Origin of the sequence: uncultured Phyllobacterium sp., from assembly GCF_902479695.1 — a bacterium.
Classification (GTDB): Bacteria; Pseudomonadota; Alphaproteobacteria; order Rhizobiales; family Rhizobiaceae; genus Phyllobacterium; species Phyllobacterium calauticae.
In genome coordinates this window covers 70893-83356 of the sequence record NZ_CABSQF010000008.1, presented here as the reverse complement: position 1 = coordinate 83356, position 12464 = coordinate 70893, and the positions used below count along the sequence as shown (strand labels likewise).

At 55.9% G+C, this 12464-nt stretch carries 13 protein-coding genes and 3 pseudogenes; 3 read left to right on the top strand and 13 right to left on the bottom strand.

The window, feature by feature from the left end; all coding sequences use genetic code 11:
• Positions 1 to 33: 33 nt before the first annotated feature.
• From RDL77_RS07175 to RDL77_RS07140, 8 genes are all read right to left on the bottom strand, one after another.
• The gene (locus tag RDL77_RS07175) at positions 34 to 930 is read right to left on the bottom strand and encodes a carbohydrate ABC transporter permease (RefSeq protein ID WP_288192334.1); all 897 of its coding nucleotides are present in this window, start codon (positions 928 to 930) and stop codon (positions 34 to 36) included.
• The gene (locus tag RDL77_RS07170) at positions 930 to 1883 is read right to left on the bottom strand and encodes a sugar ABC transporter permease (RefSeq protein WP_288192333.1); all 954 of its coding nucleotides are present in this window, start codon (positions 1881 to 1883) and stop codon (positions 930 to 932) included. The genes RDL77_RS07175 and RDL77_RS07170 overlap by 1 nt, the downstream gene beginning before the upstream one ends.
• A gap of 3 nt (positions 1884 to 1886) precedes the next feature.
• Positions 1887 to 2933, bottom strand: coding sequence for a LacI family DNA-binding transcriptional regulator (locus RDL77_RS07165; protein ID WP_288192332.1), 1047 nt, complete (start codon positions 2931 to 2933; stop codon positions 1887 to 1889).
• Positions 2934 to 3183: 250 nt separating this feature from the next.
• Complete coding sequence (locus tag RDL77_RS07160) at positions 3184 to 4320, bottom strand: serine hydrolase (protein WP_288192331.1); 1137 nt, start codon at positions 4318 to 4320, stop codon at positions 3184 to 3186.
• Positions 4321 to 4390: 70 nt separating this feature from the next.
• Positions 4391 to 4873, bottom strand: coding sequence for a Rid family hydrolase (locus tag RDL77_RS07155; protein WP_288192330.1), 483 nt, complete (start codon positions 4871 to 4873; stop codon positions 4391 to 4393).
• Between the two features lie 44 nt (positions 4874 to 4917).
• Positions 4918 to 5508, bottom strand: coding sequence for a TetR/AcrR family transcriptional regulator (locus RDL77_RS07150; RefSeq protein WP_288192329.1), 591 nt, complete (start codon positions 5506 to 5508; stop codon positions 4918 to 4920).
• A gap of 66 nt (positions 5509 to 5574) precedes the next feature.
• Positions 5575 to 5814: a hypothetical protein gene (locus RDL77_RS07145; RefSeq protein WP_288192328.1), complete on the bottom strand. Its 240-nt coding sequence runs from the start codon at positions 5812 to 5814 to the stop codon at positions 5575 to 5577.
• Positions 5815 to 6280: 466 nt separating this feature from the next.
• Positions 6281 to 7315 carry a LysR family transcriptional regulator gene (locus tag RDL77_RS07140; RefSeq protein WP_288192327.1) on the bottom strand — a complete coding sequence of 345 codons (1035 nt, stop codon included), beginning with the start codon at positions 7313 to 7315 and terminating at the stop codon, positions 6281 to 6283.
• Between the two features lie 2 nt (positions 7316 to 7317).
• Between RDL77_RS07140 and RDL77_RS07135 the strand changes: the two genes are divergently transcribed.
• Positions 7318 to 7965 (top strand): FMN-dependent NADH-azoreductase, encoded by a 648-nt coding sequence (locus RDL77_RS07135; protein ID WP_288192326.1) that lies wholly within the window; start codon positions 7318 to 7320, stop codon positions 7963 to 7965.
• A gap of 126 nt (positions 7966 to 8091) precedes the next feature.
• Here RDL77_RS07135 and RDL77_RS07130 read toward each other — a convergent pair.
• Positions 8092 to 8286 (bottom strand): annotated as a pseudogene (locus RDL77_RS07130) (Tn3 family transposase); the annotation flags it as partial.
• Positions 8287 to 8375: 89 nt separating this feature from the next.
• Between RDL77_RS07130 and RDL77_RS07125 the strand changes: the two are divergent.
• On the top strand, positions 8376 to 8798 hold the full coding sequence (locus RDL77_RS07125) for a DoxX family protein (protein ID WP_288192325.1): 423 nt from the start codon (positions 8376 to 8378) through the stop codon (positions 8796 to 8798).
• On the opposite strand, the pseudogene RDL77_RS07120 reads toward RDL77_RS07125, so the two are convergent.
• From RDL77_RS07120 to RDL77_RS07110, 3 genes and pseudogenes are all read right to left on the bottom strand, one after another.
• Positions 8789 to 8884: pseudogene (locus RDL77_RS07120) on the bottom strand (IS5/IS1182 family transposase); the annotation flags it as partial. The gene RDL77_RS07125 and the pseudogene RDL77_RS07120 sit on opposite strands and share 10 nt — an antisense overlap.
• 69 nt (positions 8885 to 8953) lie before the next feature.
• Positions 8954 to 10930: an oleate hydratase gene (locus RDL77_RS07115; RefSeq protein ID WP_288192324.1), complete on the bottom strand. Its 1977-nt coding sequence runs from the start codon at positions 10928 to 10930 to the stop codon at positions 8954 to 8956.
• A gap of 328 nt (positions 10931 to 11258) precedes the next feature.
• Positions 11259 to 11470 (bottom strand): annotated as a pseudogene (locus RDL77_RS07110) (hypothetical protein); the annotation flags it as partial.
• Between the two features lie 297 nt (positions 11471 to 11767).
• Here RDL77_RS07110 and RDL77_RS07105 point away from each other — a divergent pair.
• The gene (locus RDL77_RS07105) at positions 11768 to 11914 is read left to right on the top strand and encodes a DUF1127 domain-containing protein (protein WP_091879693.1); all 147 of its coding nucleotides are present in this window, start codon (positions 11768 to 11770) and stop codon (positions 11912 to 11914) included.
• A 220-nt stretch (positions 11915 to 12134) separates the two neighbouring features.
• Here RDL77_RS07105 and RDL77_RS07100 read toward each other — a convergent pair whose 3' ends face one another.
• Complete coding sequence (locus tag RDL77_RS07100) at positions 12135 to 12455, bottom strand: hypothetical protein (RefSeq protein WP_288192323.1); 321 nt, start codon at positions 12453 to 12455, stop codon at positions 12135 to 12137.
• Positions 12456 to 12464 lie beyond the last annotated feature (9 nt).

Genomic DNA, 12464 nt, shown 5'->3' with positions numbered 1-12464 from the left:
CCTTATTTTTCTCGTTTGTTGGGTATTCCTGCTTCAGCCTTTGAGCGCCCCGCTCATGGTGCCTTTGGTGAAGAACTTGAGGATCAGCGGGTAGATCGCGAGGATTGGCACGATCGTCAGAATGATCATGCCTGCCTTCAGGGACCTCAAATCTATTTGCCCGGAACCGGTGTTGCTGGTGGCCTTATCGAGGCCGACGATGGCGAGCTTGTCTCCATCGATAACAAACTGGCGCAGCACCACCTGCAGAGGCCACTTGCTCTGGTCATTCAGATAGATCATGGCATGGAAAAACTCGTTCCAATGGAAGACAAGGTAGAACAGGGAGATCGTTGCCAATGCCGGTTTGGCAAGGGGTAAAACCAGATACCAAAAGACTTGAAAGGCATTTGCGCCGTCGAGTTCTGCTGCCTCCAGAAGCTCGGCCGGAATTTCCTCAAAGAACCGCACAAGGATAATGAGGTACCAGGCGTTCACCGCCTTGTAGAGTATCACCGACCAGTAGCTGTCGAGTAACCCCAGGCGCTTGTTGATGAAATAATCGGGGATGATACCCGGTTCAAAGACGATCGTGACAAGCACCAGAACGAACAATGTCCGTCTTCCTGGCAGGCCGGGTCGCGATAGGCCCCAAGCCATCAGTGCCGTACCGACGACGCCAATCAGGGTACTTGAAGCCGTTATGAATATGGAGTTGAAAATCCCTCGTTGCACATTGGGGTGTTGCAGCAAGACACTCCATACATCGAATGAAAGGCCGCTTGGAACAATTGTTAAACCATTCATTCCGGGCACTTTTGCCGGCTCGGAGAATGAAATGGCCAAGAGGTTAAGCAGGGGCTGCACCGTTACAACAACAAGCAGCAGCAATGTGGAAACAATCAACGCATATTCGATACGTTCGAGCGGAGTCTTGCGCGACAGGGCCATTACCAGACTCCCTTGCCAGTGAGGTGCTTGGATACAAAGTGAGCGGCGGTGATCATGATGGTGCCAAGGACCGCCTTGAACAGGCCAGCCGCCGTTGCCAGCGAGTATTCGCCGCCCAGAAGTCCGATCCGGTAGACATAGGTGTCCACAATATCGATCTTCGTGCGGACAACGTCGTTGGAAAGATTGATGACCTGATTGAGGTCCGCATTCAGGAACATGCCGGCATTGAGGATAAAGAGCGTGGCAATCGTCGGCGCAATACCGGGCAGGGTAACGTGCCTGATCTTCTGCCAGCGATTGGCACCATCGATTTCCGCGGCATCGTATAACTGCTGGTCGATCGCGATAATGGCAGCAAGATAGAGCAGGCTGTCCCAGCCGGCCGAGCGCCAGATCTCAGTGAACACAAGCACCCAGCGGATGGAACCTGTGTCTGTCATGAAGGGCCTCGGCGCAATACCGGCCATCCCAAGCAGATTGTTGACCGCTCCATCGGTTGGCGAAAGTGCTGCGATAAAGACGCCGGCGATTACGACCCAGGAGAGAAAGTGCGGGAGATAGATGGCCGATTGGATGAACTTTCGCAGACTGCCACCGCGAACCTCATTGAGGAGAAGTGCGACCAGAATTGGCACTGGGAAGAAGAACGCCATCTTCATGGTCGAGATGATGAGGGTATTGACCAGGACCTGCCAAAAGATGGGTGAAGAAAACAGCAGGAGAAAATGTTTCATCCCAACCCAGATATTGGGGGGTATGATCCTGACCTGTTCGAACGCGATGCGTGCTTCCCAGATAGGCAAATAATGGAAGATGAAAAAGAACACGATGCCAGGAGCCATCATAAGATAAAAGGGCCACCAACGCCGAAAACCGCGTTTGAATGAGTTAGACATGGGAACGTTCCCAAAAATTTGCACAGTTGGTCTGGCTTTTGATGATGCGTGCATGTCTTACGCTCCTCCCGTAGCGGTAAACACCTTCATGGCAGGCTGCAAAAGATCGCGCACACTGCCACGTTCAATGAGGCGGCAAGGTAAATGGATGCGACCGTGATCAGGACGCCCTTCGATCTCATCAAGCAAGGAGTTGACAGCCTGACGGCCTATTGCTCTGCCTGGCTTCTCAATGGTGGTAAGTCCCGGGTCGGAATATGCTCCTGCCGGGATTCCGTCGAAACCAATGATTGAAACATCTTCCGGGCAACGCAGGCCCGCATGACGCGCGGCCAGCAATGCGCCGAGCGCCATCAGGTCGTTGGCAGCAAAGATCGAGAGATGGCCTGTCCGCTTGGACGCCATCAGCCGCGTCATCGCCTGATAACCGCCGTCGACCGTATATTCCCCATCTTCTATTTCGAGCAAGGCAGGGTCGAAATCGCGCGCCAGGCAATGGTCGTAGACTGCACGCAGGAAACGGGCCCTTGCTATCCGTGAGTGCGGGCCGAGAATGAGGCAAGGTGAAAAGTGCCCCATTGAAACAAAATAATCCAATCCGATCGTCACCGCCTGATGAATATCGGACCCCACACTGGAAACATCAGGAATGCGCTCGGCGCTTGATCCTATCAGCACAAATGGCAAGGCAGCACGATCCAGACCGCTCACGCTATCGGAGATCGGATTGAGGATTGCTCCATCTGCCCGCACCTGACGTAGCGCACGCAAGTGGTTCTCTTCCCGGTTCAGTTGCCAATCAGAAGAAAAGACAAGCAGCGAAGATCCTGCTTCAAACGCCCGGTCCTGAGCGCCGCGCGCAACTTCCGCCCAAAAAGCATTGGCAATATCGGGAACAACAAGACCCAGTAGTCCAGTCTTCCCTGATCGCATGCCGACTGCCAGATCGTTGCGTTCATAACCCATAGCTTTCGCAGCGTTTTGTACCCGTTCCCGCGCATCATCGGTAATGTTGGACGCACCGGAAAGCGCTCGGGCAGCCGTACTCTTCGATACGCCTGCCTTCTTTGCCACATCGATTATTGTCGGACGCTTCCGTTGCATGGGCGCTCTGCTTTGCTGTTGTGTGGGAACGTTACCACGAGATTGTCGGCGGCGCAAGTCGGCAAATAGTGCGAACAACTGAGCTGTGCTAAGGCCGTGTGGATTGCGCATTAAGGGTGAGCGCCACCATCCTCGCCGCCGTTTCGCTGCGGCACGTTGATGTCATTGACAGCAGTGGGCCGAGCCAATGAAGTGGCAACTTCCTCACCTGTGACGCTGAATCCAGGCTGGGATCGAACAGCAAAGCCGGTTAACCAAGCACTGCATCCTGCAGAGCTTGGTGACTTGAATAGACCTCGGGGTCATCGAGAGCCCTGGAGCAGAGAACCACCACGGCTTTTTTGTTGTTGAGGTTACTGAGCCAGGAGCTTCCCAATCCACCCGCCCAACCGATCGTTCCATGCATGGCTTCAGCGGAAGAGCGGCCCGCATCGACCGAGACGCCGTATCCCCAGCCACGACCGTCCAGGAAATAGGCGGCGTCGGTTCGCTGGTCGCGGGTGAGATGATCAGTGAACATGCGACGGATCCATTCCTTGCCGACCAATTGTCCTCGGGGTGTCTTGCCCTGTGCATGCAGCATTCTGACAAAGGCCATGTAGTCGGCGGCGGTTGAGACCAAGCCGCCTTCTCCACCTTCGAATGCGGGGGGCTTTGACCAGGCGTCCTTCTGGCTATCGGACAGCCTCAAGTCACTTGAATATGCCGGCGTCAGTCGGGCCAGTTTTTCCGGCCTGACGTAGAAGCCCGTGTCAATCATGCCCAATGGCTCAAAAATATGCTCTTGCAAGAATTTCGACAATGGCATTTTCGCGAGACGCGAGATCAGCACTCCCTGCACATTGGATGCCACCGAATAAAACCATCGCTCACCGGGCTGCGCCAACAGAGGCAGTCTGCCCAGCCTCCTGATCCACTCATCTTGATCGGTGGGCGTTGCAGGGTTTGGCGGCCCAAAACCGACAAGCTGCTGGCGTTCTATCTCTCTCTGGATTGGTGTGCTGCCGGGTGCAGCGGGTACAATGCCGGTGCCTAGTCGCGAGGTAAGGATATCCTCAACGGTGATTTCGCGATTGGCACGGACTGTTCGGTCCAAATCACCATTCAAATCAACCAGTACATTCGGGTTGCTCAATTCCGGCAGCCATCTGGCTACCGGATCGGACAAGCCGATCTGAAGCTTCTCGATCAGCATGATGAGTGCAACGGCTGTGATTGGCTTGGTCATCGACGAGATACGGAAAATTGCATCCGGCTTCAGCTTGGAGGAATGCTCCGTGTCGACATAGCCCGCTGTCAGCACTGATGATTTGTCATTGAGAACAGCAACAATCGCGCCCGGTTGCAGGGCAGCTGCAGCTGCCAAAGCCTTTTCAACTTTGATCAAGATGACTCCAAGTCATGTTTGTCGTTCATAATTCAAGACCGCACGCCAGCATAACCGAGCCCTCGACAGGCTAGATATCGCGGAGCTGCAACAACGGCGCAAATGCGGTCGCCTTGATCTCCACCAGCCCACCTTCGGGATTGAGGTCAGCGACTGCCAGCTCCACACAAGCAGGATAGGGAGCCGGAAAGAACTCGTCCCGAACGCGTGCGATCGCGGTCAGCTGTTCGGTTTTGTCCAATGCCAGGCGGTCACTGCCGAACACGTGAAACATCTGCAGCTCCACAACATCTTCTATGCGCGCCTGGCATGCGTGCAGCAATTGTTCCATCGATGTGAAGACACGGCGCAGTTCGCTGCTAAAGCTCTCGGCGTTCATCGGTGCCGATTGCTCATTGCGGGCGACCACGCCAGACAGAAAGACGAAATCTCCAGCGCGCCGGGCTGGGGCATAATGGAATTGTTCGACGTCGGCTCGCAGCGCTTGAGATACAACGACCTTTCCGGTGGATGTGGCATGGTGGTCGACGGAATTGGCAGTCTGATCTTGCATAATTTTCTTTCCGGCTCTTGGAGTAGTGGTTCGGCGTTGGCCGTTTATGATAAGGCCGTCATTGACGGATCGATGAGAGCTTCCAGTTCATCTCTTGTGGCACCATCGCGCGCCTGCATCGAAAGGCTTTGCATCACTGCGCTGTAGTAGTTGGCCAGCACCCGGATGTTGCTCGAGTTCGGCAGGTCACCCTCCGCAATGCCGCGTTCCAGCCGGGCGTGGATATGCGCTTCGGTGTCTTTGCGGATGTGCCGGAGCAGTTCACGTAAGGGTTCGGTTTCAATCTGGCAGTTGACGACACCGAGGACCAGCAGGCAGCCGCCCGATTGCGGTGCGCTGAGCGCTGTATGGATGCTGCTTGAAAGCATGGCGTGTATCGATTCACGCGTGGTCGCACCCTCATCGAGTGCGCGCAGCGTGCCAGACCCAACGGTTGCCACATAGAGATCGACCGCATCGCGAAACGCCGTTTCCTTCGAGCCGAAGGCGGCATAAAAACTTGGAGGGGTAATTCCGATCGCCGCTGTCAGGTCGTTGAGCTGCGTGCCCTCATACCCCTTGGCCCAGAACACTTCCATTATGCGCTGCAGCGCATCATCGCGATCAAAACTGCGCGGCCGGCCTCGAATTGCCATGATGTTCCTTTCTGTAGTGGAAATTATATAAATCGCTTGACCGGGAGAAACAAGCTGGATCGCAAATTATGTAGTGTAAATTATAGAAAATGATTTACGAACAAGGGACATCATTGATCCCAGCGCTTCAGTGCGAGCGCCAACAGAAATGCCGGCGAGGCAGAAGATGCCTCTCCTGGTCTGTATCCTGGGATTGACGATCTTTTCGCTGACGGCTTCGCATTTCATGGTTGCCGGGATGATGCCGTCGCTGTCAGCTGCATTCAGCGTGTCAATTGCCGAGGTTGGACAACCGTTGCCTGCCATAAAAACACTCTGTGGCGCTAGCGGTCAAGGAGCCCAACTGCAGCGCCAACGGAATTTTTGTCTCCAATCGAAGATGCCTAGAATAAGCTCCTATCGGCATTCACAAAGGAAGGCTGAAAGTCTTTCTCTGTGCGATCAACTGATCGTTTGCTGGCAGGCCCTGAATTTAAACAGGTGCCGGATCCCATGTAGAATTTCGTATCATCAGACTTATGGATCGTGAGTCCCGTCGTCGACAGGGCTCATTGTCGGTTGGGCGCAAGTGCAAACCTCATCCGTTGAGGACAAGATGTCTCGTCATTTGGGGCGTTCACCGATCGGACGTCATGGCTTAATGCCTCAGCTAGCGCTAAGAGCGTCCCATAGCTTGATCTTTTTCTGTCGTACGATCCCGGCGATTGTGGTTCTAGACTCAGCGATGGGTGGAAATTGCCATGTCCGCCTCTGAGCGAGGATGCGCTGAAACTCAAATGAACCGGGCCTGAAGATTGTCGAGGAGCCATGCGCCTGCGCGGCCCGGGAAACGATCTCGCATATGCGCGGCATAGATGGTCAGAGGGCTGTGAGCGCTGGCAGGATCGTCCTCAATTTGCAGCGGCACGAGACGCTCTTCGACCAGAAGCGGCATCACCAGATGTTCGGGCATCCGGCACCAGCCAAGCGCTGCGAGGAGGAAATCCAGCCGGCGCCCCAGCTCAACGAAGCGCCACACCTTGGTTCCAAGAATTCCATAGCCGGGATTGTCCGGTGTGGACGGATCAGACAGCACAAGCTGGACATGCTCATCCAGGTCCGCGCGCGTTACCGGTCGGCCGAGCCGGGCGAGCGGATGGGCTGGCGACACGACCGGAAGCAGGCGCACGTCAAGCAATGGCAAAGCTACAACATCTTCAGGCACATCAGGTAGAAGCACGCAGAACGCGAGCGCAGCTTCTCCCCGGCGCAATCGTCGCTCGGCGCCGCCGAGGCCCTCTTCCGAGAAGCTCACCGGCAGGTGAGGAAACGCATCGCGGAGCGCATGCAGGCTGTCGATAAACGAAGCAGTGGGTACCAGCGGATCAATTGCCACTGCAAGCTCGGGCTCCAGTCCATTGCGCGTGGCGGCGGCCATCGCCTCGAAACGTGCCGTGCCCGACAGGACGACACGAGCCTGAGCGACCAGTGCGCGGCCTGCATCCGTCAGGTGCGGGCGATAGCTGCTCCGATCGAACAGGATCACCCCCTGCACGTCTTCCAGCGTTGCAATGGCCTGGCTGATCGCAGACTGGGCACGGTGGAGCTTGCGACCGGCAGCCGAGAAGCTGCCGGTTTCGGTGATCGCCACCAACACGCGCAGCTGGTCCAGGGTCAAACTGCCCAACATTTCATCGCCAAAACAGATAGAGATGATCGGATTATTATCTCTTTTAATGATGGTCGTCCAGTGCGCAAGCTGCAGCCATGCTCTCGGCGCGCCGAACTCCGGCTTCCGCTTCGGCCAACTCAAATCCGAGGATACCATTCATGCCCCACCTTCTCGTTGTCGAGACCAGTCCGCGCGGTGGTTCTTCGATCTCACGCAATCTCACCCGTCGCTTCGTCGCCGAATGGCAGGTTGCACATCCCGGTGGGCAGGTAGTTACCCGTGATCTGATGGAAACGGACTTGTCGTTTGTGAGCGCGCCGTGGCTCCGGGCTTATTTCACGCCGCCCGAGCAGCATTCGACCGAAATGAAAGAAGTGCTCCGGCTGTCGGACGAACTTGTCGCGGAGCTGCTGGCGACCGACCATCTCGTCATTGCCACGCCCGTGTACAACTACAACATTCCGGCGGCGCTCAAGGCCTGGGTTGACCACATCGTCCGCAAGGGGTCGACGCTCGGGATGGACGGCAAGGGCCTTGTCAGCGGCAAGAGGGCTACTGTGCTTATGGCTTCCGGGGGCGTTTACACCGAAGGTTCCCCAATCCGCGATCGAGACATTGCGGCCCAGTATCTGCGCCTGATCCTGAACGTCATCGGCATCACCGATGTGACATTCGTTGCGGCAGGTGGAGCAAAGGCAGTTGATTTGGGCGAGATCGGGCGAGATGACTTCCTGGACAAGTTCCAGGGCGAAATCGAGGCGAAGGCTGCAAATGCTGCTTTCGGGGTGGGCTCGGCGGCCGCCTGATAACTGACCGGAGATCGAAGACAGTGGATTGCTTCATGCAAAGCGGAATCCAGTCCACGGCTTCTTTTATTGCAAAAGGGGATTGTGAGGTTGAACCACCGCGGCCGTTTGGATGGGATTTTCGCAGTCGCCGATTTCGCCGCGCTGATGAAAGCTGATGGCACGTTTCAGCGCGTGATGGGCCTCGTCCTTGTTGAGCCCGATTTGGGTGCGGCGTTGCAGATCGGCGTTCAGAATCCAGTTGATCATGAACAGGGTCCACTCGACGCGACCGTCCTCGCGCAAAGCCGTGGCCAGTTCGTTTTGCCGCGGATAAGAGGCGACCGGCAAAACAAATTTCCCAGCCCTGTCGGAATCCCCCTATGTTGGCCGTCCTTGCAGCATCAACCGCTTCAACCGGGAGGTTCATCATGGAAAACGCTCAAACGGTCTGGCAGACTGCCGCCATTCTCATTGCCCGCATTATCTTCGCAACTGTCTTTTTGATGGCTGTCTCCTTCAAATTGATGGATATGGGCGCCACTGCAAGCTACATCGCCGCCGCCGGCTTCCCATTCCCGCTGTTTCTGGCCTGGTGCGCAGCGATCCTCGAAATGCTGCTGGTCATTGCCTTCCTGACGGGCGCCGTTTTCACTCCGGCGGCGATGATCGCGGCCGTTTACGTCATCTTCCTCGGATTTACATTCCACGGCCCGTCACACTGTGCCAACAACCAGGCCGAATTCGGCTTCTTCGTCGACCATTTCACTTTTGTAGCCGGTTTGTTCTTTGCTGCCGTGCACGGGCCGGGAAGCGTGCTTGCCCTCGGAGCGGGCTGGCAAGGCAAGGCCTGAGCGCCGAGCTTGTCATAGCGTGTGGCGCCGCGTCGGAGGTGCTTCAGCTTGGAGAAAAACCGCTTGATCAGATTGCGCTCACGGTAAGCCTCCTGCTGAAGCGGGAAAAGAGAGCCGCGTTGAAATCGGCTGTTTAACGCGTCATCTGGCGAACCCTAATTCTTGTTTGTGGTGAAGTTTTCTCGCATCTTTTCCAGCCAAGCGAACACAGTGCCGAGCGCCTGGTTGCCCTTGCCGAGAAGCCCCGTCAGTTCGCCTTCGGCCGCCCCGCGCTTGGCTGCATCGGGTTCGGGCAGCGGCGGCAGGATGTGGGCATAATAGGTCTTGTCCAGCAGACGATGCAGCAGGCGTTCGCCTGGAAACGGTTCGCCATTGTTCAGCGCCCGTGCGCCTTTGAGCAGTGAGCGGATATCGTACTGGGTCGGGCTGATGTCCGGCACCTGTTTTGGCAGGTTCAGAAGCGTATACACCGCGACCCGCGCGGTGCGGATTGAGCTGTCCATTGTGAAGATGATGTCGTTCGACGTTTCGACAAACTGGCCCATCAGGCCAAGGTTGGTGCAACCCGCAGGCACAACATGGGGCCGGTCGCCCGCCGCACGCGGCATGAATTGCGCCGTGATATACGGCATCAGCGCAATACGCGCCTTGGTGTTTGCCACCACATCGTCGAGTTGATCTTCAATGCCGAGATGATAGCAAAGCTCAGCCAGGATCTCTCGCCCGGTGCAGGCCGGCATGGTTTTCTTGACGAAGTTGCCCTCCTTGTCCATCAGCAGCGCATAGACCCAGACCACCAGAACATCCTTCGGCTGGGTCGGGAAGTGCGGCTGGCGGTTGCAGGTAAAGCTGAGCACCCAATTGGAGTCGGTAAAGGTGATGATCCCTCCGGTCACCGTTTTGCCCGAATAGGGATCGTTGACCGAAAGCTCTTTCAGCTTTTCGACAAAGGGCGACGGTTTGCAGGTGAGTGTCACGGATTCCCACATTGAGCCATCGACATTGCCGTAGAATTTCTCGGGCTTGCCGAAGATGGGCGACTTCCTGGCGAGATTCTTCCACAGGGCCCAATCGCTCGCGTCGCCCGGGTCATGCCTGCCGCGGTCGAGCACCGGAGCATTGTCCATGTCGCCATAAGCAGTGCCCTCGGTCATCGACCCGGTCAGCGCAAAGACCAGATCCTTCGGGCCAACGGCAATGGTCGTATCGGTACCGCCCATATGAGCACGGATAGCGGTAACCGTGCGGGCCTCGCCTTCGACCGTCATTTCGAGATCATAGGCGCGCGTGTCGAACTGCACCTTCACACCGCGTTCCCGCAGATGCGCTACCAGCGGACGAACAAAACTGTCGAACTGATTGTACTTCGGGAAGATCAGCGCCGACATGTCGGTCAGTCCATCAATCGCGTCGAGGAAACGGTGCATGTAGAGCTTCATTTCAAGAAGGCTCTGCCAGTTTTCGAACGCGAACATGGAGCGCCAGAGATACCAGAAATTGGTTTCGAGGAAGCCCGCGCTGAAATATTGCTCAATGGTGATGTCGTCGAGATCCTCCTTACGCTTCAACATCAGGCGGATCAGTTCCCACTGCTGTGATTTGGAGAGGCCCAGCGTCGAAAAATCACGTATCTGGCCCTGCTTGTGCATGAGCCGGGCCTTGGAGAAGTTCGGGTCGTTGTCGTTGACCAACCGATATTCGTCGAGGACGCTATAGCCCTCGGGCAGTTCGAGCGCCTGCACGTCCTGGAACATGTCCCACAGATTATCGTAGTTCCAGTTCATCTCGCGGCCGCCGCGGACGATATAGCCGTCCTCCGGATTGCCCGCGCCGTCAAGCGAGCCGCCCTCGATGTGCATCGTGTCCAATATGGTGATGTCCTCGCCCGCCATACCGCCATCGCGGATCATGTAAAAGGCTGCGGAAAGGCCCGCGATGCCGCTGCCGATGATCCAGGCCTTGCGGCGTTCAGCCGGCCCGGTCAGGACCGGGCGGTTACGCATATAAGCCCCCATCATGTCGGGAGGCGGCAGGCAGTTGCCGGCGCTGTTGTGCCAATAGGCGGCGGTGGCATCGGCCTCGACCGTGAACGTCTTGCCGGATTTGCTGGCGGTGGTGTTCGAGTTGGTCATGGCACCTCTCTCCGTATCGAGTTGAAATTCCAGCTTGAATGCTTTGCGGGATTTATCGGTTTGATGGCGGGTGACGTCAAATCGTGATCCATCGGATGAGCTCAGCACACCACTTCTTCCACTATTCAAGATCTTCGAAGTTCGAAATTGCCTGAGCTGCTATCGATGAAGTTTGGTGCAATCTCCAGAATCGAAGGGAATTTTCCCAGTAAACAATTGATTATGCATTGAAGCAATGGAAGCGTGTTACGGTAACACAACGCTCGAACGCAGCTCCCTCAAGACCTGATCGTCGAGCGCCTCGGGTTTTCAGCATGTCGGCCATACTTTGCGCGTTCGCAATAGGCACCTGGTGGCTGCGCCAAAATCCCTCGACCTTCTTGCCATCAACTGGTGCATCCGTTGGGGATGACTGCTTTCGACAAACAAGGGTTCGTCTCCGTATCCCTCGAACAGGCTCCGCAGCTCGCTGTCCGGCATGCGCCCCATCACTGTGGGATTGGCTATCTTGTAACCATATTGAAATTGAAAAGGGATGATTTTTTGTACGTCGAGCCTGCTTATTCATGAACCTCAACTACCGCAAGTTCATGAACCTCAACTACCGCAAGCTATTTGACGAATAATCATTATGACAACCCCGGCCCAATTCAAAGTTTGAAGATGCTTGATCCAATAGATTCATTTTCCTTCATGACCATTGTGCCAGATGCATAGGTGGAATGAGGGATTGTGCCTGTTTTAAACCGATTGAAAGGCCTATATTCCAATCATCGAAACGACGCCGGAGCCAAGCAAGGCTGCTGACGTCAGACAACCCTCAGAAAGGGAATTATCATGAACGTAGCACGCTCCTTCAACAATTGGCTCAAGTTCCGTCAGACCGTCACCGAACTTGGCCGCATGTCCAGCCGTGAACTGCAGGATTTGGGTATCGACCGCGCCGATATCCGTAGTGTTGCCCGCGCATCAGTCGCTCGCTAATCACACGAGACTAACGAACCAACAGCCGTTCGACGCCCGCTTTCAACGCGGGCGTTTTTGTGTCGACCTCATGTGTCTAGGTCAGCGAAATTCTATTCCAATCGACGGCCTTCCCGGCGTATGCTTTTGCAAATCGGAAGAGCACAAAAATCGGATGCATCGGCCTGGCGGTTGATTTCCAAAGGCCTTATTGGGGGCTAGTGCGGTTCTATAAAATCCGCTACGACATCTGCCGCCTCAGCAATCTGTACATCTCCAAAACTATTCCAACGACAACGCCGACGGCTGCGATCACACGGATGAAGGCAGACATGACGATAACAGCAATTGGCTTGCAGAGAATTCCATCATTGCCGATAGTCGCGGAGGAGTTGGCAACGGCGTCGATCAGAAGTGACGCAAGAATAGCAATGCCGAGCACGCTCCAGTAAGAGGCAGGGAAAGTATGGTGCCTGTGGTGGATTGCAAGCAGCATGCACAGCACGATCAATGGTCCAAAGATATAGATCGTAGCTGTCTCAAGACTCGCCGCTTCCGACATAATCCATAT